The 23,121-nt window shown below is 72.6% G+C and carries 24 protein-coding genes and 1 pseudogene; 12 read left to right on the forward strand and 13 right to left on the reverse strand.

The features are described 5' to 3' along the window. Nucleotides 1-30 precede the first annotated feature (30 nt). Both ACFOW4_RS02835 and ACFOW4_RS02840 read right to left on the reverse strand, forming a co-directional pair. Nucleotides 31-198, reverse strand: a complete 168-nt coding sequence (locus ACFOW4_RS02835) for a hypothetical protein (RefSeq protein ID WP_377524129.1) — start codon at nucleotides 196-198, stop codon at nucleotides 31-33. A gap of 78 nt (nucleotides 199-276) precedes the next feature. Next, nucleotides 277-615, reverse strand: a complete 339-nt coding sequence (locus ACFOW4_RS02840) for a GroES family chaperonin (protein WP_377524131.1) — start codon at nucleotides 613-615, stop codon at nucleotides 277-279. A gap of 105 nt (nucleotides 616-720) precedes the next feature. Here ACFOW4_RS02840 and ACFOW4_RS02845 point away from each other — a divergent pair, with 105 nt between their 5' ends. Beyond that, nucleotides 721-2,073 carry an AI-2E family transporter gene (locus ACFOW4_RS02845; protein WP_377524132.1) on the forward strand — a complete coding sequence of 451 codons (1,353 nt, stop codon included), beginning with the start codon at nucleotides 721-723 and terminating at the stop codon, nucleotides 2,071-2,073. A 46-nt stretch (nucleotides 2,074-2,119) separates the two neighbouring features. On the opposite strand, the gene ACFOW4_RS02850 is transcribed toward ACFOW4_RS02845, so the two are convergent. Continuing rightward, the gene (locus ACFOW4_RS02850) at nucleotides 2,120-4,318 is read right to left on the reverse strand and encodes an ATP-dependent DNA helicase (protein WP_377524135.1); all 2,199 of its coding nucleotides are present in this window, start codon (nucleotides 4,316-4,318) and stop codon (nucleotides 2,120-2,122) included. A gap of 104 nt (nucleotides 4,319-4,422) precedes the next feature. Here ACFOW4_RS02850 and ACFOW4_RS02855 point away from each other — a divergent pair, with 104 nt between their 5' ends. Continuing rightward, nucleotides 4,423-4,929, forward strand: coding sequence for a DUF402 domain-containing protein (locus tag ACFOW4_RS02855; protein WP_377524136.1), 507 nt, complete (start codon nucleotides 4,423-4,425; stop codon nucleotides 4,927-4,929). A 22-nt stretch (nucleotides 4,930-4,951) separates the two neighbouring features. Here ACFOW4_RS02855 and sigJ read toward each other — a convergent pair whose 3' ends face one another. Beyond that, nucleotides 4,952-5,920, reverse strand: a complete 969-nt coding sequence (gene sigJ, locus ACFOW4_RS02860) for an RNA polymerase sigma factor SigJ (protein WP_377524138.1) — start codon at nucleotides 5,918-5,920, stop codon at nucleotides 4,952-4,954. Nucleotides 5,921-6,068: 148 nt separating this feature from the next. Here sigJ and ACFOW4_RS02865 point away from each other — a divergent pair, with 148 nt between their 5' ends. The 3 genes from ACFOW4_RS02865 to ACFOW4_RS02875 all read left to right on the forward strand — a co-directional run bounded on the left by ACFOW4_RS02865 (nucleotide 6,069) and on the right by ACFOW4_RS02875 (nucleotide 8,784). Next, on the forward strand, nucleotides 6,069-7,010 hold the full coding sequence (locus ACFOW4_RS02865) for a PPK2 family polyphosphate kinase (RefSeq protein ID WP_377524140.1): 942 nt from the start codon (nucleotides 6,069-6,071) through the stop codon (nucleotides 7,008-7,010). Between the two features lie 129 nt (nucleotides 7,011-7,139). Beyond that, nucleotides 7,140-7,766, forward strand: a complete 627-nt coding sequence (locus tag ACFOW4_RS02870) for a DUF47 domain-containing protein (RefSeq protein WP_377524141.1) — start codon at nucleotides 7,140-7,142, stop codon at nucleotides 7,764-7,766. 10 nt (nucleotides 7,767-7,776) lie between these two features. Then, nucleotides 7,777-8,784 carry an anion permease gene (locus tag ACFOW4_RS02875; protein WP_377524143.1) on the forward strand — a complete coding sequence of 336 codons (1,008 nt, stop codon included), beginning with the start codon at nucleotides 7,777-7,779 and terminating at the stop codon, nucleotides 8,782-8,784. Nucleotides 8,785-8,842: 58 nt separating this feature from the next. On the opposite strand, the gene ACFOW4_RS02880 is transcribed toward ACFOW4_RS02875, so the two are convergent. Next, the gene (locus ACFOW4_RS02880; protein WP_377524144.1) at nucleotides 8,843-9,811 is read right to left on the reverse strand and encodes a Gfo/Idh/MocA family protein; all 969 of its coding nucleotides are present in this window, start codon (nucleotides 9,809-9,811) and stop codon (nucleotides 8,843-8,845) included. A gap of 112 nt (nucleotides 9,812-9,923) precedes the next feature. On the opposite strand from ACFOW4_RS02880, the gene ACFOW4_RS02885 reads away from it, so the two are divergent. Then, nucleotides 9,924-10,757: an NUDIX hydrolase gene (locus ACFOW4_RS02885; RefSeq protein WP_377524146.1), complete on the forward strand. Its 834-nt coding sequence runs from the start codon at nucleotides 9,924-9,926 to the stop codon at nucleotides 10,755-10,757. Nucleotides 10,758-10,859: 102 nt separating this feature from the next. On the opposite strand, the gene pstB is transcribed toward ACFOW4_RS02885, so the two are convergent. From pstB to ACFOW4_RS02920, 7 genes are all read right to left on the reverse strand, one after another. Continuing rightward, nucleotides 10,860-11,636 carry a phosphate ABC transporter ATP-binding protein PstB gene (pstB, locus tag ACFOW4_RS02890; RefSeq protein ID WP_377524147.1) on the reverse strand — a complete coding sequence of 259 codons (777 nt, stop codon included), beginning with the start codon at nucleotides 11,634-11,636 and terminating at the stop codon, nucleotides 10,860-10,862. 20 nt (nucleotides 11,637-11,656) lie between these two features. After that, nucleotides 11,657-12,745, reverse strand: a complete 1,089-nt coding sequence (gene pstA / locus ACFOW4_RS02895) for a phosphate ABC transporter permease PstA (protein WP_377524149.1) — start codon at nucleotides 12,743-12,745, stop codon at nucleotides 11,657-11,659. After that, a complete protein-coding gene (gene pstC / locus ACFOW4_RS02900; protein ID WP_377524150.1) occupies nucleotides 12,742-13,833 on the reverse strand; it encodes a phosphate ABC transporter permease subunit PstC in 1,092 nt (363 codons plus the stop codon). The genes pstA and pstC overlap by 4 nt, the downstream gene beginning before the upstream one ends. 37 nt (nucleotides 13,834-13,870) lie before the next feature. Then, on the reverse strand, nucleotides 13,871-14,977 hold the full coding sequence (gene pstS, locus ACFOW4_RS02905; protein ID WP_377524152.1) for a phosphate ABC transporter substrate-binding protein PstS: 1,107 nt from the start codon (nucleotides 14,975-14,977) through the stop codon (nucleotides 13,871-13,873). A gap of 293 nt (nucleotides 14,978-15,270) precedes the next feature. After that, nucleotides 15,271-16,197: a mycothiol synthase gene (mshD, locus tag ACFOW4_RS02910; RefSeq protein ID WP_377524153.1), complete on the reverse strand. Its 927-nt coding sequence runs from the start codon at nucleotides 16,195-16,197 to the stop codon at nucleotides 15,271-15,273. 117 nt (nucleotides 16,198-16,314) lie between these two features. Then, complete coding sequence (locus ACFOW4_RS02915) at nucleotides 16,315-17,205, reverse strand: polysaccharide deacetylase family protein (RefSeq protein WP_377524154.1); 891 nt, start codon at nucleotides 17,203-17,205, stop codon at nucleotides 16,315-16,317. Nucleotides 17,206-17,359: 154 nt separating this feature from the next. Beyond that, nucleotides 17,360-18,079 carry a winged-helix domain-containing protein gene (locus tag ACFOW4_RS02920; RefSeq protein WP_377524156.1) on the reverse strand — a complete coding sequence of 240 codons (720 nt, stop codon included), beginning with the start codon at nucleotides 18,077-18,079 and terminating at the stop codon, nucleotides 17,360-17,362. 241 nt (nucleotides 18,080-18,320) lie between these two features. Between ACFOW4_RS02920 and ACFOW4_RS02925 the strand changes: the two genes are divergently transcribed. The 5 genes from ACFOW4_RS02925 (at nucleotide 18,321) to ACFOW4_RS02945 (ending at nucleotide 21,838) form a co-directional block, all read left to right on the forward strand. Further along, nucleotides 18,321-19,376 carry a hypothetical protein gene (locus ACFOW4_RS02925; RefSeq protein WP_377524157.1) on the forward strand — a complete coding sequence of 352 codons (1,056 nt, stop codon included), beginning with the start codon at nucleotides 18,321-18,323 and terminating at the stop codon, nucleotides 19,374-19,376. Nucleotides 19,377-19,483: 107 nt separating this feature from the next. Beyond that, on the forward strand, nucleotides 19,484-20,272 hold the full coding sequence (locus ACFOW4_RS02930; RefSeq protein WP_377524159.1) for a DUF2993 domain-containing protein: 789 nt from the start codon (nucleotides 19,484-19,486) through the stop codon (nucleotides 20,270-20,272). Nucleotides 20,273-20,378: 106 nt separating this feature from the next. Continuing rightward, a complete protein-coding gene (locus ACFOW4_RS02935; RefSeq protein ID WP_311202345.1) occupies nucleotides 20,379-20,456 on the forward strand; it encodes an Ms5788A family Cys-rich leader peptide in 78 nt (25 codons plus the stop codon). A 210-nt stretch (nucleotides 20,457-20,666) separates the two neighbouring features. Then, nucleotides 20,667-21,515, forward strand: a complete 849-nt coding sequence (locus ACFOW4_RS02940) for a sulfurtransferase (RefSeq protein ID WP_377524160.1) — start codon at nucleotides 20,667-20,669, stop codon at nucleotides 21,513-21,515. Nucleotides 21,516-21,517: 2 nt separating this feature from the next. Next, nucleotides 21,518-21,838 (forward strand): DUF1416 domain-containing protein, encoded by a 321-nt coding sequence (locus ACFOW4_RS02945; RefSeq protein WP_377524162.1) that lies wholly within the window; start codon nucleotides 21,518-21,520, stop codon nucleotides 21,836-21,838. 66 nt (nucleotides 21,839-21,904) lie between these two features. On the opposite strand, the pseudogene ACFOW4_RS02950 reads toward ACFOW4_RS02945, so the two are convergent. Further along, nucleotides 21,905-22,156, reverse strand: a pseudogene (locus ACFOW4_RS02950) (carboxypeptidase-like regulatory domain-containing protein); the annotation flags it as partial. A 79-nt stretch (nucleotides 22,157-22,235) separates the two neighbouring features. On the opposite strand from ACFOW4_RS02950, the gene ACFOW4_RS02955 reads away from it, so the two are divergent. Further along, on the forward strand, nucleotides 22,236-23,099 hold the full coding sequence (locus ACFOW4_RS02955) for a hypothetical protein (protein ID WP_377524163.1): 864 nt from the start codon (nucleotides 22,236-22,238) through the stop codon (nucleotides 23,097-23,099). The last annotated feature ends 22 nt before the right edge of the window (nucleotides 23,100-23,121 follow it).

The raw sequence follows: 23,121 nt of genomic DNA on the forward strand, positions 1-23,121 counted from the left end.
CCGCCGTCGCTTCGCCGGCCCGGACGACGGTCAGGTCATCAGGCTGGTGAGGAAGTCACCGAGGCCCTGGGCCAGCGCCATCAGCGCGGCTCCGATCGCCTTGAACAGGTCCGCGGCGCCGTCCGGCCGGAACGCCATGAAGTAGATCAGGAACGCGACGCTGCCCCAGGCCAACAGCTTCTTCACGAATACCGGCATCGTCCCTCCCCAGGGCCACGGTCGCCGGCTGGCTTCCCGACGTGCGGCCCGGCAAACGACGCCGGGTGGGGCGACGGATCAGAGGTAGAGGCCGGTCGGGTCGTTCTCGATCCGCTCGGCGGCGACCGCGTGCACGTCGCGCTCGCGCAGCAGCACGTAGCCGCGCCCGTGCAGTTCGACCTCCGAACGGTCGTCCGGGTCGAACAGCACCCGGTCGCCGGAGACGATCGCGCGGACGTTGGGGCCGACGCCCACGGCGGTGGCCCAGGCGAGGCGCTTGCCGACGGCGGCGGTCGCCGGAATGACGATGCCGGCGGTGGAGCGACGCTCGCCCTCACCGCCCTCCATCCGCACCAGCACGCGGTCGTGCAGCAGGCGGATCGGCAGGCCGGAGTCGAGATCGTGGTCGGCGGTCACGTCGCAGACGCTACCGTGTGGCCGACGGTCCCCCGCCGCTGGTTACGTCAACGGTGACCGGGGCAATATGCGGCGCAACCGCCCCACGAGGTCGGGAACGGACGTATGCTGTCCGACCTGTCGCCGTGGGCGGACCGGGTCTTCTGCCAGGAGGTGCGCTTGAGCCGCTTCGATCGGGTACGCCGACGGCTCCGCCGCGCGTACGAGTCGGGACGGGAGTCGGTGCGCTCCGAACGGAAGAAGTCGACGGAGGCCCCGGAACCCGCCGAGGTGGCCTCACCCACCTCGCCCGGCCCGGTCGCGCCGCCGACGGCGACGGTCGTCGGCGGGGAGCCGCCGATGGACCTGCACAACTCGACCATCAGCCGGGACGACGCCGACGTGCCGCACGCGCTGCGCATCGCCGCCGCCTGGTCCTGGCGACTGATCGTGGTCGGCATCGTGGTCTGGGTACTGCTCCGGATCGTCGGCACCATCCGGATCGTGATCATCCCGCTGGCGATCGCGCTGCTACTCTCGGCGCTGCTCGCCCCGGCGGTCGGCTGGCTGCTCAGGGCGCGGTTCCCCCGGTCCCTGGCGACCGGGGTCGTGCTGGTCGGCGGGCTGGCTGCGGTGGTCGGCACGCTGACCTTGGTGGTGAACGAGTTCATCCAGGGCGCGCCGAAGCTGACCGAGAAGTCGTCGGAGGGCGTCCGGCAGATCCAGAACTGGCTCAAGACCGGGCCGCTGCACCTCTCCGACGGCCAGCTCAACAACTACATCGACGAAGCGCAGGGCTGGATCGACGCCAACACCAAGACGTTCACCAGCGGCGCGATCTCCACCGCGGCCACCCTGGCCGAGGTGCTCACCGGCACCATCCTGGTGCTCTTCGCCACCTTCTTCTTCCTCCGCGACGGCAGCCGGATCTGGCGGTTCCTGGTCCGGCTGCTGCCGGTCGCCGCCCGCTGGAAGGTCGACGACGCCGGCCGGGCCTCCTGGTCGACGCTGGGCGCCTACGTCCGGGCCACCGTGCTGGTCGCCTTCATCGACGCGGTCGGCATCGGCATCTTCCTGGTCATCTTCGACATCCCGTTCGCCTTCCCGCTGGCCGCGCTGGTTTTCCTCGGGGCGTTCATCCCGATCGTCGGCGCCGCGCTCTCCGGCGTCGTGGCGGTGCTGGTGGCGCTGGTTGACAGCGGTCCGGTCACCGCGCTGATCATCCTGGGCGCCGTGATCGGCGTGCAGCAACTGGAGGGGCACGTGCTCCAGCCGCTGATCATGGGACGGGCGGTGGCCATCCACCCGCTCGCGGTGATCATCGGGATCGCGGCCGGGGTGGTCCTCGCCGGGATCACCGGCGCGCTGGTCTCCGTGCCGCTGATCGCGGTGCTCAACACGGCGATCCGCCGACTGGCCGCCCGTACCGTCCCGGACACCCCGCCGGACGCCGTGGTCGTCGCCTCCACCGCCCCCTGACCCGCGAGGTGGGGCCTCCCGGGCGGGAACGGCGGGAGGCGGTGGGTCAGGTCGTGGAGAGCCTTTGCAGGGCGCCGCGGGCGACCTCGGGTCGGGTGGTGTACCAGAACGGCGGCAGCGAGCGGCGCAGGAACGGCCCGTAGCCGCGGGCGGTCTCCAGCCGGGAGTCGAGCACCGCGACCACACCGCGGTCGCCGGTGGCCCGGATCAGCCGGCCGACCCCCTGCGCCAGCCGGACGGCCGCGATCGGCACGCTCACCGCCGCGAACCCGGAGCCGCCCCCCGCGTCCACGGCGGCGGCCCGGGCCGCCGCCAGCGGCTCGTCCGGCCGGGGGAAGGGCAGCCGGTCGATGACCACGAGCTGACAGGCGTCGCCCGGCACGTCCACGCCCTGCCAGAGCGACATCACGCCGAACAGGCAGCTGGCCCGCTCCTCGCGGAAGCGGCGGACCAGCAGCGGTAGCGCCTCCTCGCCCTGGAGCAGCACCGGCAGGTCGGTCCGCGCCCGCACCAGCTCCGCCGCCTGCTGCGCGGCCCGTCGGGAGGAGAAGAGCCCGAGGGTACGCCCACCGAGCGCCTCGACCAGCGCCAGCAGCTCCTCGCCGGCCGGCTCGGGCAGGCCCGAGACACTGGGCCGGGGCAGGTGCGCCGCGACGTAGAGGATGCCCTGCCGCGCGTAGTCGAACGGGGAGCCCACGTCCAGTGACCGCCAGCCCGGCCCCTCGGTCGCGGGTACGCCGGCACCGGGGTTGGCCTCGCCGGCGAGGCGGCGTGCCGGGGTCTCGGCGGCCGGTCGGCCCGGGCCGGTGCGGGCGGCCAGCGCGGCGGAGGCCGGGGAGGGCGGTGCGGGCGGCGGCGCGTCGAGCCCGAGCGCGCGGGCGACCGTGTCGAACCGGCCGCCCAGCGCCAGGGTGGCCGACGTGGCGACCACGGTGCGCTCGTCGTACAGGTGGGTGGCGAGGGTGCCGGCCACGGAGAGCGGCGCGACCACCAACGCCCTCCGGCTGCCGCTGTCGTTCTTCTCCACCCAGGCCACGTCGTGCTCGGCCTCCTCCAGCAGACGCTGAGCGGTGGTGGAGAGTTCGTCGAGCACGGCCTTGGCCTGCTGCTTGCGGACCGGGTCGGGATCGTCGGACTTGACGTCGCCGATCGCGTCCAGGGCGGCGCGGGTGGCGGCGTCGAGCAGGGTGCATGCCTCCCGCAGCGGCGTCGGCAGCCCGGCGGTGAGCCGCCCGGCCGGCGCCTCGGCCAGCCCGACGGCGAGGGCGTCGCCGGCGGCGGTGAGCGCCTCGGCGGTCTCCGGGCGCAGCAGCGGACGGGCCCGACGGGTGGACCGGTCGATCAGCTCGGGCACCAGCTCCGCCTGGGCGGCCGAGGAGACCCGGTCGGCCAGCTCGTGCGCCTCGTCCACGATGAGCAGCTTGTGCGGCGGCACGATGTGCCGGTCGGCCAGCATGTCGACAGCGAGCAGGCTGTGGTTGGTGACCACGATGTCCGCCTCCCGGGCCCGGGCCCGGGAGGCCTCGGCGAAGCACTCCGCCCCGAACGGGCAGCGGGTCGCCCCGACGCACTCCCGGGCCGGCATCGACACCAGCCGCCAGGCCTGGTCGTCGACGCCCGGGTCCAGCTCGTCCCGGTCGCCGGTGGCGGTCTTCTCCGCCCAGTCGCGCAGCCGCTCAATCTGCTTGCCGATCCGGCCGGCCTCGCCGAGCCACCTGGTGCCGGGGCGGGCGGCCGGCGCGTCGAAGAGGGTGTCCTCCGGCTCCTCCTCGGTGGAGTTGTCCAGCCGGGCCAGGCAGAGGTAGTGGTGGCGGCCCTTGAGCACCGCGAACGTGGGCCGCCGGCCGAGCAGCGGCTCGACCGCGTCGGCCAGCCGGGGCAGGTCGTGGTCGACCAGCTGGGACTGCAGGGCCAGGGTGGCGGTGGAGACCACCACCGGCCCGTCCACGGTGAGCGCCGGCGCGAGGTACGCCAGGGACTTGCCGGTGCCCGTGCCGGCCTGGACGAGCAGGTGCTCGCCGCTGGTCACGCACTCCTCGATCGCCGTGGTCATCTGCTGCTGACCGGGGCGCGCCGCGCCGCCGGGCACCGCGCCGACGGCGGCCGCCAGGAGCTCGGTGCCGCTGGGCCGGGCGCCCCGCCGCCGGCTCCCGGCACGGGCCGACGGGTTGGCGGAACCGGTGGCGGTGCGGGGCGGAGTCACCGTGCGACGGTACCCGTCGCCGCCGACAAGGGCCGCGCCCATCCGCCCCCGTGGCGCGGCACGCGGTCGACCCGACCGGTCCCGACCGACCCGTCCGGTTACGGCCGCGCTACGACGCGTGGGTGGTATCGGTTAGGGTGCGAATCATGCCGAGCGACGTGGTCCGCGTGATCTACCGCAAGTACGACGGCAGCGCCCACCGCGACTACCCGGCCCGCCGGCTGACCGAGGACGACCTCGGCATCTGGCTCGGCGTCCCCGCCGGCACGGAGTCGGTCTACCACGGCCGCCCGTCGGTGGAGAAGATCCCGTTCGTCCTGCTGGTGCCGCACCACGCCTGGTGGACGTGCATGTTCAACCCGCCGCCGCGGACCAGTGAGGTCTACTGCGACATCGCCACCCCGGCCCGGTGGGAGTCCGACGACACGGTGCACCTCGTCGACCTCGACCTGGACGTGGTCCGGCGCCGGACCACCGGTGTGGTGGAGCTGCTCGACGAGGACGAGTTCGCCGAGCACCGCGTCCGGTACGGCTACCCGGACGACGTGGTGGTCGAGGCCGAGGCGGCGGCCCGCTGGCTGTTCGGCGCGTTGGGCGACGGCACCGAGCCGTTCGCCACCTCGTACCGGAAGTGGCTGGCCCTGGTGGTCTGAGCGCCCGCGCCCGCACGGCCCGTCACCAGCGCGGCGGCCAGACGTCGTCCTCCGGGTCCAGCGGCGGCAGGTCGCCGAGCTTGTCCGGGTTGAGCTGGTTGTAGATGGCGGTGATCCGCCCCTGGTCCACCACGAACGCGGTGATCAGGCGGATCGGCCGCCCGTCGGTGTGCACCGTCTCCAACTGCAGCCCCAGCACGCCGTCGACCAGCACCGGGCGGGCCAGCACCCGGTGGGTGTACCGGCCGGCCCGGCCGAACAGGCCGAGCGCGAAGCGGGCCACCGCCTCCGCCCCGACCACCGGCCGGCGGGCCGCCGGGAAGTGCCCGCCCGAGTCACCGACGAAGACCACGTCCGGCGCTAGCACCCGGAGCAGCGGGTCCAGCTCGCCGGACTCGGTGGCGGCGACGAACGCGGCCACCATCCGGCGCTGTTCGCCGGCGTTGGCGGTGTGCCGGGGCAGGTCCGGCGCGGTGACCGCCCGGCGGGCCCGGGAGGCGAGCTGCCGGGCGGCCACCTCGGTGGTGCCGAGCACGTCGGCGACCCGGGCGAACGGCACCGCGAACACGTCGTGCAGCACGAAGGCGACCCTTTGCTCCGGCGCGAGCCGTTCCAGCACCACCAGCAACGCGGTGCCCACCTGGTCGCTGCGTACCGCACGCTCGGCCGGGTCGGGGGCGAAGCCGTCGGTCCGTGGCCCGGCGTCCAGCGGGGTCACCACCGGCTCCGGCAGCCACTGGCCGGGATACGCCTCCCGACGCACCCGGGCCGAGCGGAGCACGTCGAGGCAGATCCGGGCGCAGGTGGTGGTCAGCCAGGCGGACAGCTCACGGACCTCGGCGCGGGCCGCCGGATCGGCGAGCGCCCCGGCGTAGCGCAACCAGGTCTCCTGCACCGCGTCCTCGGCTTCGCTGCGGCTGCCCAGCATGCGGTGCGCCACCGCCATCAGCCGGCCCCGTTCGGCCTCGAACTCCGTCGCCAGGTCCCGCACGACCCACCACCTCTCCCCGCCGGTCGGCACCCCGTGCCGGCGTACATCCTCCCGCCAACCGGACGCGCCGGCCGCCCCGATCGTGACGGCCCGGCCGCCGGCGGGCGCTCGACGGGCGGTTCCGGGACGGTTGGGCGATGATCCGAGGATGAGCGCATCTGAGCAGACGGAGATCGTGGCGCCGATCGGCGGCTCGATGCGGGAGCTGTTGCGGGCCACGGCGCCGGTGGATCTCGGCGCGATCGACCCGCGGTCCACGCCCGCCCTGCCGCCGGCGGAGGTGACCGGCGAGCACCGCAAGAGCTGGGCCCGTGAGCAGGTCGAGCTGGTCGGCGCCGAGCTGGGCCGGCAGCAGGAGATGCTCTTCGCGATGGCCAAGGCCGACTCGGACCGGCCGGCGCACCGGGTGCTGCTGGTGCTCCAGGCGATGGACTGCGGTGGCAAGGACGGCACGATCAAGCGGGTGGCCGGCGCGATGAACCCGCTCGGCCTGCACATCCGCTCGTTCGGCCCACCCACGGCGGAGGAGTTGCGGCACGACTTCCTGTGGCGGATCCGCCGGGCGCTGCCGCCGCCCGGGTACGTGGGGGTGTTCAACCGCTCGCACTACGAGGACGTCCTGATCGCCCGGGTCGGCTCGCTGGTGCCCGAGGCCACCTGGCGGGCCCGGTACGACGAGATCAACTCGTTCGAACAGGAGCTGGCCGGGGACGGGGTCACCCTGGTCAAGGTGATGTTGCACATCTCCTACGCCGAGCAGGGCGAGCGGCTGCTCGAGCGGCTGACCGACCCGCGCAAGCACTGGAAGTACAACCCGTCGGACGTCGACTCCCGGGCCCGCTGGGACGACTACCAGGCCGCGTACGCGGAGGCACTGAGCCGGTGCGGCCCGGACGCCGCGCCCTGGTTCGTGGTGCCGGCGGACCGCAAGTGGTACCGGGACTGGGCGGTGGCCCATCTGCTGCGGGAGACGTTCGACACGCTGCATCTGGGGTATCCGCCTGCCGATTTCGACGTCGCCCGCGAGCGGGAGCGGCTGCGTGCTGGGGGAGCGGGGGCGGCTGGGACGGCCGAGATGAACGACAGGTGAACGACCAGTGAATCAGGCCTGGCCAGGGGTGGGCCGACGAATCCGCGGTTCTGTCGTTTCCTAGCATTCCCAGGGCATGCGCCTTGCGGGCGCCCGCCACCCTTCCACCGACACGACGAGGTCTGTGCTGTGAAGTTTTCCTTCCGCCCCACCGAGGGCGCCTTCTACGAGCTCTTCACCAGGGCCGCGCAGAACCTGGTCAAGGGCACTGAGCTGCTCAACGAGCTGGCCCTGCCCGGCGTCGACGTGCAGTCGGTCAGCGAGCGGTTGACCGAGGTCGAGCACGACAGCGACCAGATCACCCACGAGCTGTACAAGAAGATCAACTCAACCTTCATCACGCCGTTCGACCGGGAGGACATCTACCGGCTCGGCTCGCTGCTCGACGACGTGATGGACCACCTGGAGGCAGTCGGCGACCTGCTCTACCTGTACGGCCTCACCGAGCTGCCGTCGCTGCCCCGGGAGCTGCACGAGATGGTCAACGTGCTCGACCAGCAGGCCAAGCTGACCGCCGAGGCGATGCCCCGGCTGAAGTCGATGAAGGATCTCGAGGACTACTGGATCGAGTGCAACCGGCTGGAGAACGAGGGCGACCGGATCAACCGGCAGCTGCTCGTCCGGCTCTTCTCCGGCGAGTACGACGCGCTGACGGTGCTGAAGATGAAGGAGGTCGCCGACGAGCTGGAGGCCGCCTGCGACGCCTTCGAGCACGTGGCCAACACCGTCGAGACCATCGCGGTCAAGGAGTCCTGATCCTGTGACCGTGACACCCGAACTCATCGCCGTGCTGGCGGTGATCGGGGTAGCCCTGGCGTTCGACTACACCAACGGCTTCCACGACGCCGCCAACGCGATCGCGACAAGCGTCTCCACCCGGGCGCTGACGCCCCGGATCGCCCTCGGCCTCGCCGCGGTCGGCAACTTCGTCGGCGCCCACTTCGGCGCCGGGGTGGCCAAGACCGTCGGCGACGGCCTGGTCACCCTGCCCACCGGCGTGAACAGCCTCGGCGTGGTCTTCGCCGGCGTGCTCGGGGCCATCGCCTGGAACCTGATCACCTGGTACTTCGGCCTGCCCTCGTCGTCCTCGCACGCGCTCTTCGGCGGCCTGGTCGGCGCGACCCTGCTCTCCACCGGCGGCATCGTGCAGTGGGGCAACATCGGCGAGAAGGTCCTGCTGCCGATGGTGCTCTCGCCGATCGTCGGCCTGACCCTGGGCTACGTGCTGATGCTGGCCATCCTCTGGCTGTTCCGGAAGGGCCAGCCGGGCAAGCTCAACCGTGGCTTCCGCTGGGCGCAGACCGCCTCGGCGGCCGCCATGTCGGTCGGCCACGGCATGCAGGACGCCGCCAAGACCATGGGCATCGTGGTGCTGGCGCTCTACACCGGTGGCTTCCAGGAGAGCAAGACGCACATCCCCGGCTGGGTGTTCTGGACCTCGGCGACCATGCTGGCGCTGGGCACGTACGCCGGCGGATGGCGGATCATCCGCACCCTCGGCCGCAAGATCATCGACCTGGGCCCGCCGGAGGGCTTCGCCGCCGAGACGGTCGCCAGCGCGGTGCTCTACTTCAACGCCCTGGTGCTCAAGGCGCCCATCTCCACCACCCACACCATCACCTCGGCGATCATGGGCGTGGGCGCGACCAAGCGGCTCTCCGCGGTCCGCTGGAACGTCGCCGGCAACATCGTCATCGCCTGGATCATCACGTTCCCGGCCGCGGCGCTCATCGCCTGCATCTGCTACCTGCTGGTCCGCCCGCTCTTCGGCTGACCGCCTGTAAGGAGGGGCCCCTTGTTAACGCCTCGGCGTTAACAAGGGGCCCTTCCTCTCACAGATACCGCACGCCGATCTGCTCGCGCACCGAGTCCAGCAGGGCCATCACCTCGAGGGTGGTGGCGTGTGAAACCAGCGGGCTCTCGGTCAGCCCCTCGGCGAGGCAGCGCTGCACCTCGATCGCCTCGTACTGGTAGCCGCCACCGGTCATGTTCCCGGCGATGGTCTCCGGCTCGGCACCCGCGCGGTGCAGGGTCAGCGCGGCCGGCCGGAAGAACGGCTCCGGCAGGTCGATCCGGCCCTCGGTGCCGGTGATCGAGGCGGTCTGCCCGCTCGCCCCGACCATGCCGCAGCTCATGGTGGCCAGCGCGCCGGTGTCGTAGCCGAACAGGATGCCGGTGTTCTCGTCCACCCCCTCCGGGCTGAGTTGCGCCCAGGACCGCACCTGCTGCGGCACGCCGAGCAGCAGGTGGGCCAGGCTGATCGGGTAGACGCCCAGGTCGAGGAGGGCACCCCCGCCCAGCGTGACGGCACGCATCCGGTGCTCCGGCGGGAACGGTCCGGACACCCCGAAGTCGGCCCGGACACCGGTCACCGTGCCGATCGCGCCCTGCGCGATCAGGTCGACCACCCGCAGGATCAGCGGGTTCGTCCGCATCCACATGGCTTCCATCAGGAAGACCCCGGCGGCGCGGGCGGTGTCCACCAGTTCGGTGCTGGTGGCCAGGTCGAGAGTGAACGGCTTCTCCAGCAGCACCGCCCGCCCGGCCGTCAGGCAGGTCATCGCCGCCTCGTGATGGGCGACGTGCGGGGTGGCCACGTAGATCACGTCCACCTCCGGGTCGGCGGCCAGTTCCACCCACGAGCCGTACGCCCGCTTGGCGCCGTGCCGGTCGGCGAAGCGCCGCGCGCTGTCGGCGGCGCGGGAGCCGACCGCCACCAGTTCGGCGTCCGGCACCAGCCGGAGGTCTTCGGCGAAACGGCCGGCGATGTGGCCGGTGGCCAGGATGCCCCAACGTGTCATGCCGGCACGCTAGCCGAACCGGGTGAACGGCCGCCCGCACCCGCGCCGACCGGCCCACCGGCCGGGATGTCGACGGGTCGGCCGAGCGGGGCCGGGGAACTAGGCTCGCGGCATGACGATCGACAGCGACGGCTTCGCCGCCCCGGCCGCACTGGTCGAGCACGCCCGCCGGTTCCGGGCCGAGGGCGGCACCCCGGCGGTGCCCCGGGTCGCGGCCACCGTGCTGCTGCTGCGCCCCTCCGGCGTCGACTTCGAGGTGTACGTGATCCGCCGGGTCGCCGCCATGACCTTCGGCGGCATGTACGCCTTCCCCGGCGGCGGGGTGGACCGCTCCGACTCGGCTGCCCACCTGGACTGGGCCGGGCCCGAGCCGGCGCAGTGGGCCGGGCGGCTCGGGGTGACCCCGGAGGCCGCCCAGGCGGTGGTCTGCGCCGCTGCCCGCGAGGTCTTCGAGGAGGCCGGGGTGCTGCTGGCCGGCCCGGACGCGACGACGGTGGTGGGCGACGTCAGCGGCGACGACTGGGAGGCGGCCCGACAGGACCTGGAGGGGCGCCGGGTGGGCTTCGCCGCGCTGCTCGCCGAGCGGCGGTTGACGCTCCGGTCGGACCTGCTGCTGCCGTGGAGCCGGTGGATCACCCCGGAGTTCGAGCCGCGCCGCTTCGACACGTACTTCTTCGTCGCCCTGCTGCCAGAAGGCCAGCGGACCCGCGACGTCTCCGGCGAGGCCGACCACACCCTGTGGATCCGCCCGGCGGACGCGCTGGCCCGCGCGCAGGCCGGCGAGTTGACCATGCTGCCGCCGACGATGGTCACGTTGGCCCAGGTGGCGGCGGCCGGCGACCTGGCCGGCGTGGCGCGGGCCGCGGCCACCCGGGACGCCGCGGCGCCGGTCACCCCGCGTCTGGACCTGCCGCCGGACGGCGAACCCCGCTTCGTCCTCGGCTGAGCGCCGCCCACGGGGGCCTGCCCGAGCCGGGCCGGCAGCGCGGGTACGCGAAGGGGCGCCGGTCAGGTCGACCGACGCCCCTCGCGGACCGGGACCAGCGGCTCAGCCGAAGCGGCCGGTGATGTAGTCCTCGGTCTTCTTCACGCTCGGGTTGCTGAAGATCTTCTGGGTGTTGTCGTACTCGATCAGCCGGCCCGGGTCGCCGGTCTTCTCGATGGAGAAGAAGGCGGTCCGGTCCGAGACCCGGGCGGCCTGCTGCATGTTGTGCGTCACGATGATGATCGTGAACTTGTCCTTGAGCTGGAACATCAGGTCCTCGATCGCCAGCGTGGAGATCGGGTCCAGCGCCGAGCAGGGCTCGTCCATCAGCACGACCTGCGGCTCGACGGCGATGGTGCGGGCGATGCAGAGCCGCTGCTGCTGACCGCCGGAGAGGCCCGCGCCGGGCTTGCCCAGCCGGTCCTTGACCTCGTCCCACAGGTTCGCCGAGCGCAGTGCCTTCTCGGCGGCCTCGTCCAGGATCGACTTCTTCCGTACGCCGTTGAGCTTGAGGCCGGCCACCACGTTCTCGAAGATGCTCATGGTGGGAAACGGGTTGGGCCGCTGGAAGACCATGCCGATCATGCGCCGGACCGCGGTGACGTCCACGTCCCGGTCGTAGATGTCCTGGCCGTCGATGGTCAGGTTGCCCTCGACCCGGGCGCCGGGAAGCACCTCGTGCATCCGGTTGATCGACCGCAGGAAGGTGGACTTGCCGCAGCCGGACGGGCCGATGAGGGCGGTGACGGTCTTCGGCTCGACCGTCAGGTTGATGTTCTCGATCGCCTTGAAGCCGCCGTAGTAGGCGGTGACGTTCGAGGCTTCGACGCGCTTGGCCATGGTGGCGGTACCTCCGGGGTTCATCGGGCGAGCCGGTTTCGGCGGGCCAGCAGCTTCGCCGCGATCGTCAGGATCAGCACGAGGGCGACCAGGGTGAGTGCCGCGGTCCACGCCCGTGCCGGCGCGTACTTCGACGCGTCACCGGCCTGCTGGTAGACGAAGAGGGCCAGCGACGACTGGTTGTTCTCGAAGGGGTTGAAGTTGATCGCGGCGCCCCCGCCGGCGACCAGCAGCACCGGGGCCGTCTCGCCGGCCGCGCGGGCGATGGCGAGCATGACACCGGTGACGATGCCGGGCAGCGCGGTGGGCAGCACCACCCGCAGGATGGTCTTCCACTTCGGCACGCCGAGGGCGTACGCGCCCTCGCGCAGCGGCGCCGGGACGAGGCGCAGCATCTCCTCGGTGGAGCGGACGATGGTGGGCAGCATCAGCACCGCCAGGGCCAGCGCGGCGGCGAAGCCGGAGAAGCTCGGCCGGCCGTCGTTGAACCACGGCGACACGATCAGCACCCAGAACGCCAGGACGAAGAGGCCCGAGACGATCGACGGGATGCCGGTCATCACGTCGACGAAGAACCGGATCGCGAAGGCGAAACGGCCCCGGCCGTACTCGACGATGTAGATGGCGCAGAGGATGCCCAGCGGCACGGTGATCATGGTGGCGATGCCGACCTGCTCCAGCGTGCCGATGATCGCGTGGTACGCGCCGCCGTTCGGGTCGCGGGCGCCGATGTTGTTCATCGAGGCGTTGAAGAAGTCGGCGTCGAGCCGTTCGGCGCCCTTGCTTACCAGCGTCCAGACGACCGAGGTGAGCGGCAGCACGGCCAGCACGAAGGCGGAGTGGATCAGCGCGCTCCAGGTGCGGTTGCGCGCCGAGCGGCGCCCCTCGACCGCGTTGGCAGCGGCGAAGAGCCCGACCAGGTAGACGATCGCGCCGAGGACGACCACGAGGACCGGGCCGCCGATGTCGGTGCCGTAGACGATCACGGCGGAGAGCGCCAGGGCTGCCACGGCAATGGCCGGGGCGGCGTACCAGGGCAGCCGCCTGGCCCGCAGCGAGGCGGGCTGGGCCGGCGGCCGGGTGCGGTGGGAGGTGACGGTGGTGGTCATGCGGCCGACTCCGTGAACTCCCGGCGGCGGTAGATGATCGCCCGGGCGGTGATGTTGACGATCAAGGTGATGGTGAAGAGGACCAGACCGGAGGCGATCAGTGCGCCCCGACCGGTCTCGTTCGCCTCGCCGAACGCGTTGGCGATGTTGGCGGCGATGGTGTTGCCGCCGTTCTGGATCAGGTTGAACGAGATGCCGAAGGTGATGCCGAGGGTCAGCGCCAGGGCGATGGTCTCGCCGAGGGCACGGCCCAGGCCGAGCATCACCGCGGCGATGATGCCGGGGCGACCGTAGGGCAGCACCGCGGTGCGCAGCATCTCCCAGCGGGTGGCCCCCAGGGCGAGGGCAGCCTCCTCGTTGGCGGTCGGCGTCTGCAGGAACACCTCGCGCGAGAGCGAGGTGATGATCGGCAGCACCATGATCGCCAGCACCAGGGCACCCAGCATGATGGACTTGCCGAACGGCCCGTCGCCGCCGAAGATCGGGAGCCAGCCGAAGTACTCGTTCAGCCAGACTGAGAAGTCCCGGACCGGGTTGCTGAAGACGTCCCGCCCCCAGAGCCCGAAGACCACGCTGGGCACGGCGGCGAGCAGGTCGATCAGGAAACCGAGCGCGGTGCCCAGCCGGCGCGGCGCGTAGTGCGAGAGATAGAGCGCGATCCCCAGCGCCACCGGCACCGCGATCAGCAGTGCGAGTGCCGAGCTGAGCACGGTGCCGAAGGCGAGCGTGCCGATACCGAACTTGGGCTGGGCCTCGTTCGGTGCCCAGCCCTCGTAGGACCAGAAGTTCGCGGTGTTGGCGCGCAGGGCCGGCACCGCCTTGGCGACCAGGAAGATCGCGATGGCGGCGATGACGACCAGGACGGTGGCGCCGGCGGCCAGGGTGAGACCGCGGAAGGCCCGCTCGGCGCCGAACTTCCGGTTGCGCGGCAGCGCGCCGCCGCCGCCCAGCGCGCCGCCGTCCGGGGTACGGGTGCTGACTGGTGCCTCGGCCACACGCGCCGAGGCACCGGCGGGCCACTCGTGACTCTGGGTCACGCGCGTCCCGCCGGTGCCGGCGTCGGCCGAGCGGTGAGGGGTTTCACCCATCTGCTCGCTCGATTCGGTTGCGGAGTGGTGTGTCGGGTCAGGAAAGGTTCGTGACCGCGGTCTCGACCTTGGTGCGGACCGTCTCCGGCAGCGGGGCGTAGCCCAGGTCGGTCAGCGAGTTCTGGCCCTCGGCACTGGCGGCGTAGCCCAGCAGACCCTTGACCAGCTTGAGCTTGTCGGCTGCGAGGCCCTTGCCGCAGACGATCTCGTACGTCGCCAGGACGATCGGGTAGGCCCCGGCCTCCTTGGTGTTGTAGTCGATCGACAGCTTGAGGTCGTCGCCCTGGCCCTCGATCTTCGCCCCGGCGATGGTCTTGCCGGCCGCCTCGGCGGTCAGGGCGGCGAACTCGCCCGCACCGTTACCGATCTTGGCGGTCTTCAGGCCGGCGTTCTCGGCGAACGACCACTCCATGTAGCCGATGGCGCCGTCGGCACCCTTCACCGAGCTGGCCACGCCGTCCGAGCCCTTGGCGCCGGTGCCGCCCGGGGCCTTCCAGGCCTTGGCGTTGCCCAGGGTCCAGTCCGCCTCGGAGGTCTTCGAGAGGAACTTGGTGAAGTTGTCGGTGGTGCCCGACTCGTCCGACCGGTGCACGGTCTGGATGGTGGTCGCCGGCAGCTTGGCGTCCGGGTTGTCGGCCTTGATCGCCGCGTCGTCCCACCTGGTCACCTTGCCGGCGAAGATCTTCGCCAGGGTGGCCGGCTTGAGCTGGAGGTTGTCCACGCCGCTGACGTTGTAGGCCACGGCCACCGGACCGATCACCATCGGCAGGTGGATGGCCTTGCCGCCGACGCACTTGGCGTCCGCCTGCGGCTGCTCCTCCGGCTTGAGCGCGGAGTCCGAGCCGGCGAAGTCGGCGGTGCCCGCGATGAACGCCTGGATGCCGGCGCCCGAGCCGGACGGCTCGTAGTTGATCGTGGTGCCCTCGCACTTCTGCTGGTACGCCTTGATCCACTCGGCCATGGCGTTCTTCTGCGCCGACGAACCCTGGGCGTTCACGGTGCCGGTGGCGCAGTCGACCGCGGCGGCCGAACCCGAAGCGCTGGCGCTGCTGGAGGGCTCGTTGTTGTCCGAGCCGCAAGCACTGAGACCGAGCGTCGCGGTAAGAGCGAGGCAGGCAATAGTGCCGTACCGCTGGAGCTTCACCTGAGGGGTTTCCCTTCGCGTCTGACCTGGCGCCCCGCTACCGGGGCCCGAGGACCGGCGTTCGACCGGCTGACACGAAAGTTAGAAGTGCCAGGTAGCCGGTTCGCCGGTCGCGAATGAACGCGAGGTGAACACGTACGGCCCCCGAGGTGACCGCTCGCTGAGGGTGGGTTGTCCGTTAAGTGAACTCGGGTACGCCTGTCAGAAGTATCAGCATATTTCCGGTCCGGCGTTATCCCGCCGACGCGTGGCCGTGATCGGCCGGTGACGTGCCGCCGGCCGCGCCGGATCGGTCAGCCGAGGTGGTAGTTGACGTGCGCCGCCCAGTGGGCGAAGCCGAGTCGCTGGTAGAGCGCAACCGCCCCGGTGTTCGAGTCGTCGACGTAGAGCATCACCCGGTCCAGCCCGCGCCTGTCCCGCAGGTACGCCAGCCCGGCGGTGGTCAGCGCCTTCCCGAGTCCGCCGCCGTGCGCGGACGGGTCCACCCCCAGCACGTACACCTCGCCGATCCGGGCGGCGCCGGGCCGCTCGTGCACCTTGGTCCAGTGGAAGCCGAGCAGCCGGCCGGTCGAGGACTCCTCGGCGAGCAGGAACCCGGCCGGGTCGAACCACGGCTCGGCGAGGCGGACCCGCAGGTCGTCGGCGCTCCACCGGCCTTGCTCGGGGTGCTCGGCGAAGGCCCGGGCGTTGAGGGTGAGCCAGGCCGCGTCGTCCGCGCCCGGTTGGAAGGCGCGCAGCACCACCCCGTCGGGCAGCCGCGGCTCGGCCAGCGGGGCGGCCAGCGGACGGCGCAGCTGCCAGAGCACCCGCGCCCGGTGGAAACCGAGGTCGACCGCGAGCGCGGCGGCCGAGGGGTGGTCGCCGTGTGCCCAGGCCCGCAGCGGCCCGGTGGCCGAGGCGAGCACTCCCCGGGCGAGCGCCCGCCCGGTGCCGCGCCGCCGGAAGCCGGGGTGCACCACCAGCTCGACCCCGATCCCGTCGACCGGGTCGGTGGTGTCCAGGTGCGCGTAGCCGGTGAGCGCGCCGTCGTCGGCCCGTGCGGTCAGGTGCACCGACGGGGCGTCGGGGTCGCGCAGCCGCAGCAGCACATGTTCGTCGAGCGGGTCCGCGCCGTCCACCTCGCCCGCGGAGCGGACCAGCGCCAGCACGTCGGTGATCTCGGCCGGGGTCAGTCGGTCGGTCCGGGTCACCTGGTCGCTGGTCGGCTCCGCGCTGCTCATCCCGTCACCGTATCCGCAGCCGTCGGCCCTCGAACGCCATCCCGGCCGCCTGTGACGGCTGTATCCGCCGCCGTCGGCCCTCGAACGCCATCCCGGGCCGCCTGTGACGGCTGCGGCTCAGGTGGGATCGCTCGGCAGTGCCTCCAGCTCGAATCGCGAGGTCAGGTCGGGCAGGATCCGGGCCAGCGCGTCCACGGTGCCCTGCCGGTCCCCGCCCGCGTCGTGCAGCAGCACCACCGAGCCCGGCTCGACCTGGGTGACCACCGCGGCGGCGACCCTGCCCGCACCGGGCGCCTGCCAGTCCGACGGGTCCACCGACCAGTGCACCGGGCTCATGCCGAGTTGCTGCGCCACCGACACCACCGGACGGGTCCAGGCGCCCCCGGGCTGGCGGTACCAGACGATCGGCGCGCCCGGCGCCGCCGCCCGGATCGCGTCGTTGGTGCGTACCAGGTCGGCGCGGATCGCCTCGGGAGAGCGTTTGCCCAGGGTGACGTCGTGGTTCCAGGAGTGGTTGCACAGGGTGTGCCCGTCGGCCACGATCGCCTCGATCAGGTCCGGGTGGGCCTGCGCGTTCTCGCCCACGACGCAGAACGTGGCCTTCACGTGGTGCTCGCGCAGTGCGGCCAGGACCTGTGGGGTGTACCGGGGGTCCGGCCCGTCGTCGAAGGTCAGGGCAACGCGCGAGGTGCCGGTGGTGGTATGGGCGCCGAACAGGTTGTCGGCCTCGGGCTCGGGCGACGACCCGCGCCGCGTGGACCCGTCCTGGCCGGCCTCGCTGGGGCCGGTACCGTCGTCGCTGTTCGGCTGCGGTCCCGGGCTCGTCTCCTCGCCGGAGGGCTGATCGGCGTAGCGGGGGTCGTCCACGCCCGTGGTGACGCCGGTGGCGTGGTGTCGCGGTTGGTCGGGGATGAGGCTGCGGCCCAGCGCGTACGCCGACCCGAGCAGTGCCGCCACCACCAGCGTCACGATTCCGGCGGCCCGCGGCGCCGAGTTGACCCGCGTCACGGCTTCCGCCCGGCTGGCCGGTCACGCCGGCCCGTCGCCCCCGTGGTCAGTGCGCGCACCGTCGCCCCCTTCTCCGACAAACCCGGCAGTCAGAATAGAACTGACGAGCTGCGCAAAAAGGGCGTACAAGGAACAGTCCCCGGACGGGGTGAGGTCAGACCGACAGCGGCGAGTGCTCCGCCTCGGGCAGCGACCGCGAGGGGGGTACGACGAACTTGTAGCCCACCTGCCGGACGGTGCCGATCATGGATTCGTACTCGGAGCCGAGCTTGGCCCGCAGCCGCCGCACGTGCACGTCCACCGTGCGGGTGCCGCCGAAGTAGTCGTACCCCCAGACCTCGCGGAGGAGCTGGTCACGGGTGAACACCCGGCCCGGGTGCTGGGCCAGGAACTTCAGCAGCTCGAACTCCTTGTAGGTGAGGTCGAGCGGGCGTCCCTTGAGCTTGGCCGCGTAGGTGTCCGGGTCGATGGTCAGCTCACCGGCCCGGATCGAGCCGCCGGCACCGGCGGTCGCGTTGCTCAGCCGACCGACCGCGAGCCGCAGCCGAGCCTCCACCTCGGCCGGACCGGCGGAGGCGAGGATGACGTCGTCGACGCCCCAGTCGGCGTTGAGGGCGATCAGGCCGGCCTCGGTGACCACCGCGACCAGCGGAACGCCGAGGCCGGTGGCGTGCAGCATCCGGCAGGTCGCGCGGGCCTCGCTCAGCTCGGAGCGGGCGTCCACCAGCACCGCGTCGGGGCTCGGCCCGGAGACCAGGGTGCGGACATCGCGCGGCGCGGTGCGGACCGAGTGCGGCAGCAGGTCGAGTGCCGGCAGCACAGCCGACGGTTCCCCTGCGCGTGCGGTCACCAGCAGCAGGATCTCCACGATCACCTCCGTCCCGGCGGCCGCCTGGCCGCGCGCGACCAGTCACACTCGCGGAGGAGTGCGCTGAGAACTTGCGTGGTCCCGGCGTCACTGACGGGCGGGTAGCGGGTCGAGCGTAACCGATCGCCTCCGCCGCACCGTCGGGCCGTTTCCTGTTTGTCTGCCTTGCCCCTGATCGTGGCCCGAGTTTTAACGTCGCGGAAACCGTGACCTCCGCGGGCGCCGGTCGGTCTGGCACGATCGGGGCGTGTTTCCCTCCACCTCGCCCGAGGCCGGCCGCGATCCGTGGCCCGGCGGGCCCCGTCCGGGTCCGGCCGATCCGACCCGTGGCCAACCGCCGGCACCGCGTACCGGCCCGGCCATCGACGACGTCGAACGCCGCGAGCGCGGCGGACCACGCCGGGCGCGCCGGTCCGGCGTGCCCGCCCGGCGCAGCGAGGACGACGTCGAGGTGGAGGAGGAGGAGGTCGTACCGCCGGTCGAGGTGCGCCGGCCCCTCTCGCTGACCGTGGCCGGCTTCGCCGCGCTGCTCGGCGTCGGTCTGGTGCTCGGCGCGCAGACCTCGGGCCCCGGGCACCGGCTGCCGTTCGCCCTCATCATCTTCGGCGTCCAACTGCTGTTCGTGCTGGCCTGGACGATGGCCATGCGGCCGCCCGCGCTGCTGCTGGTCGCTGGCGTCAGCGCCGCGGTCGCCGGGGCCGCCGACGTCGCCGCGGTGCAGACCGAGGTCGCCGGCCTGGCGCCGCTGGGCTACCTGGCCGCCGCCGCGTTCCTCGCCGCGGTGCTCGGCCAACTGGTCCGTCGGGTCGACCGGGTCCGGGTCACCGACTCGCTCGGCACCACGCTGCTGATCGTGGTCGGCGTGGTGGCCTTCGGCACCCTGATCGTGCTCAGCCGGATCCCGGCCGGCACCCAGGCGATCACGGTCTGCCTGACCGCCAGCGGGGTGGCGCTCACCGTCGCCCGACTGACCGACGCGGTGCTGGCGTGGCCGCGGCTCGCTCCCCAGGTGCCCCGGGGTGCCGCCGGTGTCGTAGCCGGCGCCATGGTCGGCACGCTGGTCAGCGCGGTCCTCGGCAGCTACCTGGTCGCACCGTTCACGCCGACCCGGGCCGCGATGATCGGCCTGGTCGCGGCGGTCACCGCCGTGCTCTCCGACCTCGCCGTCGGGTACGCGGAGGCGGGCCGGCTGATGGCGGGCGAGTTGCCCACCATGTGGGTCGCCCGGCACATGCAGGGTCCGCTCGGCGGTTTCGCCCTGGCCGCGCCGGCGGCGTACGCGATGTGCATGCTGTTCCTCTGAACCACGGTTGAGCCCGGGGCGGGTCGGGTACGAACGGTGCGCCGCCTGGCGGCACCGGTCATGGGCGGCGACCCGTCGCGGTGCGGCGGGCGGAGACAGGAGGCGGCGTGGCGCAGGACGGTTCGGCGTACGAGGCTCGGCCCCGACGGCGTGGGCGCAAGCTGCTCATCGGGCTCGTCGTCCTGCTCCTGCTGCTGATCGGGCTGCTGGTGATCGCCGATCGGGTGGCGGCCGGGGTGGCCGAGCGGGAGATCGGGAAACGGGTCAGCCAGGAAATCGCCAAGCAGAACGCGCAGTCGGCGGAGCCCCAGGTCGACGTCGGCGGCTTCCCGTTCCTCACCCAGGTGCTCGACGGCCGGTACGAGCGGATCTCCATCCAGCTCACCGACGTGCAGGCTCCGGTCGAGGGTGCCACGGTCAGCCTGCCGGTGCTGGACGTGGACGCCCGCGATGTGCGGGCCTCGCTGGACACGCTGCGCACCGGGCAGGGCGACGTGGTCGCCGACACCGTCAACGGCACCGGCACGATCAGCTACGACAGCCTCGCGGCGCTGCTGGACCGGCCCGGCCTGAAACTCGGCGAGCAGGGCGGCAAGCTCGCCGTCACGGCGCCGGTCGACATCCTCGGGCAGAAGTTGACCGTCAGCGGCACCGCCGACGTCACGGTCGGCAAGAACGGCGCGGTCGCCCTGCGCTTCAACAACCTGGACGCGGCCGGGCTGCCGAACCTGCCGCTGGCCCGCACCCTGCTGAACAACTACGCCAAGGGCATCTCCATCGACGTGCCCCTGCCCGACCTGCCGTTCCAGCTCGCCGTGCGGGAGGTCCGGCCGCTGCCCGAGGGGCTCGCGGTCACCGCCGACGCGAAGAACGTGCCGATCAACTCTGCCAGCTGAGTCCTCGCTCGACGGTGGACGCCGGACCGTCGATGGTTCGGGTGGGAGTCCCGGATGCTGGTCGGTCCAGTGGTGACCACCACTCGGACTGGTAGGCTCCGTGCTCATGGGGACGCTCCTCACCAAACGGCGCGCGGTCGACCTGTGCCGCGTGGCCACCTGCCTGTGTCGCCCCGTCATCTGACGGCGGGGCTGTCTTCGGCCGCCTGAGAGCGGCCACCGGCACGCAGGGTCCGCGTACCCTCCGGTGATCCCACCCAACGCCCGGCAGCGGCGCCGTCGCACGAACCCGTGATCCCGTCCTTTCCCAGGGTCCCGCGCGTGGTGCGACAGTCACACCTATCGATACTCTCGCGCGTTGGCTCACCATCCATCCTCACCAGGGAGTGATTCGATGAGTCGCGACACCGCACTCGTCTCGGCCGAGTGGGCCGAGAAGAACCTCGACGCCCCGGGCGTCGTCTTCGTCGAGGTCGACGAGGACACCTCCGCCTACGACACCGGCCACATCGCCGGCGCGATCAAGCTCGACTGGAAGACCGACCTGCAGGACCCGGTGCGCCGGGACTTCGTCAACAAGAGCCAGTTCGAGGCGCTGCTCTCCGAGCGCGGCATCAGCAACGACGACACCGTGATCCTCTACGGCGGCAACAACAACTGGTTCGCCGCGTACGCCTACTGGTACTTCAAGCTCTACGGCCACCGCGACGTGAAGCTGCTCGATGGCGGCCGCAAGAAGTGGGAGCTGGACGCCCGTCCGCTGGTCAAGGACGCGGTGACCCGCCCGGCGACGCGGTACGTCGCGCAGGAGCCGGACACCTCCATCCGCGCCTTCCGCGACGAGGTCGTCGACGCGATCGGCACCAGGAACCTGGTCGACGTGCGCAGCCCCGACGAGTTCGCCGGCCGGCTGCTCGCCCCCGCCCACCTGCCGCAGGAGCAGGCGCAGCGGGCCGGGCACATCCCCACGGCGATCAGCGTGCCGTGGTCCAAGGCGGCCAACGAGGACGGCACCTTCAAGTCCGACGACGAGCTGCGCCGGATCTACGCCGACGCCGGGCTCGACGACAGCAGGGAGACCATCGCCTACTGCCGGATCGGCGAGCGTTCCTCGCACACCTGGTTCGTGCTCCAGGAACTGCTGGGCCACCGCAACGTGAAGAACTACGACGGATCCTGGACCGAGTACGGCTCGCTGGTCGGCGTGCCGGTCGCACTCGGCGATGAGCCCGGGGAGGCCTGACCATGACCGCTCCCACCGCCGCGGGCTGCGCCGCGCCCGACCAGGCCGCGCCGCTGCCGGCCAGCCTGGACCTGGAGAAGGAAACCGTGATCACCGGCGTCGTGCACTCGGAGGCGGGCGAGGCGGTCCCGGGTGCCTACGTCCGGCTGCTCGACTCGACCGGTGAGTTCACCGCCGAGGTCGTCACCTCTCCCGCCGGCCAGTTCCGGTTCTTCGCCGCGCCGGGCACCTGGACCCTGCGGGCGCTCTCCCGGCACGGCAACGGCGACACCGCCGTCACCGCAGGCCGGGGCATCAACGAGGTCACCGTCACCGTCGCCTGACCCACCGCTCCGATCGACCGGGGCCGGTCACCCGAGAGGGTGACCGGCCCCGGTCGGCTTTGCCGCTCAGATCCCGCCGGCTCTGGTGCAGGACGAGACCGGGTCGAGCACGAAGTCGAGCGTGTTGACGAAGCCCGCCTCGATCCGGGTGCGCTGCACCTCCGGCACCCAGCCGTCCTTGGCCACGATCACCTCGTACCGGCCCTTCGGCAGCCACCAGGCGTACCTGCCCTGGGCGTTCGCGGTGAGGGTGTGGCCGGTGGTGGTGTCCACCAGGTTCACCCGGACCGTCGCCGGCACGCCGACGGTCAGCCCGCCGGGGCGCGGCGTCGGCTACCGGCTGGATCCGCCGACCCGTGCCGCCGGGCGGGCCGACCACGCGTGACACGATGGCCGGGTGAGCGGTGCTGTCCGGGCGGGGTGGGTCCCGTCGACCGGTCCCGACGCGCCGGCACCCAACCGGCGGTGGCTGCGCTGGCTGCTGGCCGCGACGGTGGCCTGGGCCGTGCTGCTGGCCGGGCTCACCTGGCTCTCGGTCCGCGACGACCCGCCCACCGTGCGCGAGCAGCGCTCCCTCGGCGAGGCCGGGCCGGTGGTCGACCGGGCGGTCGGTGAGCTGGCGGCGGCGGCCGGCGCCGGCAGTGTGCTGGAGCTGGTCCCGCCCCGGATCGACCGGGGCTGCCGGGTCACTCCCTTCGCCGACGGCGCGACGCTGCGGCGTGCGGTGACCGTGCTGGCGCCCACGGGCACCGAACAGGCCGTACTGGACCGGATCGCCGACCGGCTCCCGGCAGACTGGCGGGCGGGCGTCCGGAGGACCCCGGACGGTCCCCGGCTGAGCGCCGACGCCGGTGAGTTCGTGGCCGTCGAGGGCGGCCCGACCGGGGACGGCCGGGTGCGGTTGACCGCCGACACCGGCTGCCGGCCCGTGGGCTCCGGCTACACGCCGGCGCCGGTGGCGGCCGACGGTCCCGAGGTGGCCGCCCTGTCCGCCGCGGCACGGGCGCTCGGCCAGCCGGTGCCACCGACGCCGGAGCTGGTCCGCGCGCCCTGTCCGGGGGGCGCGGTGGCCCGGACCGCGTGGTCCGTCGCCGCCCCCGGCCCGGCCGCGCCGGCCGGCCCACTCGGGGCGCTGACCGACGGAACCCCGCTGCTGGACGCCCCCCCGGTGTACGCGTACCGCGCCGGCCCGGTCACCGTGCTGGCCGAGCTCACCCCGGACGCCGCCCGGCTGACCGCCACCGTCGCCTGCCCGAGCTGACCCGCGGCGGCACCGGACTCCG

Source organism: Micromonospora sp. GCM10011542, assembly GCF_042650685.1.
GTDB lineage: Bacteria > Actinomycetota > Actinomycetes > Mycobacteriales > Micromonosporaceae > Micromonospora.